We start from the raw sequence: 512 nt of genomic DNA, 5'->3' as shown, positions 1-512 counted from the left end.
AATAAAGGTCAAAAGGGGCCAATGATCAAAGAGTGGCAAAAGAAGACCTTTACCGCTGACGATATCGATGCGGGTATCGGTGTGAAGTGCGGTATTGGTGAGTATCCAGTGTGTGCCATCGACATCGATGTGCTGAACCCTGAACTGGCGTCAGCATTAGCGCAGTGGTGTCATGACAATTTAGGTATGACCGTTGAGCGTGTCGGACAAGCGCCAAAGACGATGCTTGTATACCGAGCTAGCGATAGCGGCTGGTCTAAAGCGGCAAGCCGTTGGTTTACAGATGGTAGCGACATAAAGCAGCGTGTCGAGATACTAGGCAAAGGGCAGCAGTTCGTCGCATACCACATTCACCCGGATACTAAGGAGCCGTACGAGTGGACCGATATGCTTGGCGGTCTGGAATACACGCCAGCGTCTGAGCTACCAATAATCACGGCTGATGAAATAACGCAAGTGTTAGAAGTCTTTGAGCAGATGGCGTTAGATGCCGGTATGCAAGTTTGTAGCGG

The 512-nt window shown here is 50.6% G+C and carries 1 protein-coding gene; it reads left to right on the top strand.

Features of this window, described 5'->3' with window-relative positions:
- On the top strand, positions 1–512 hold a 512-nt coding region (locus ACS8FC_RS21030; protein WP_439298211.1), incomplete at both ends, for a bifunctional DNA primase/polymerase.

It is taken from the genome of Psychrobacter sp. 1Y4, from assembly GCF_051847555.1.
The sequence above is the reverse complement of the archived record's forward strand: the minus strand, read 5'-3'. Positions and strand labels throughout refer to the sequence as shown.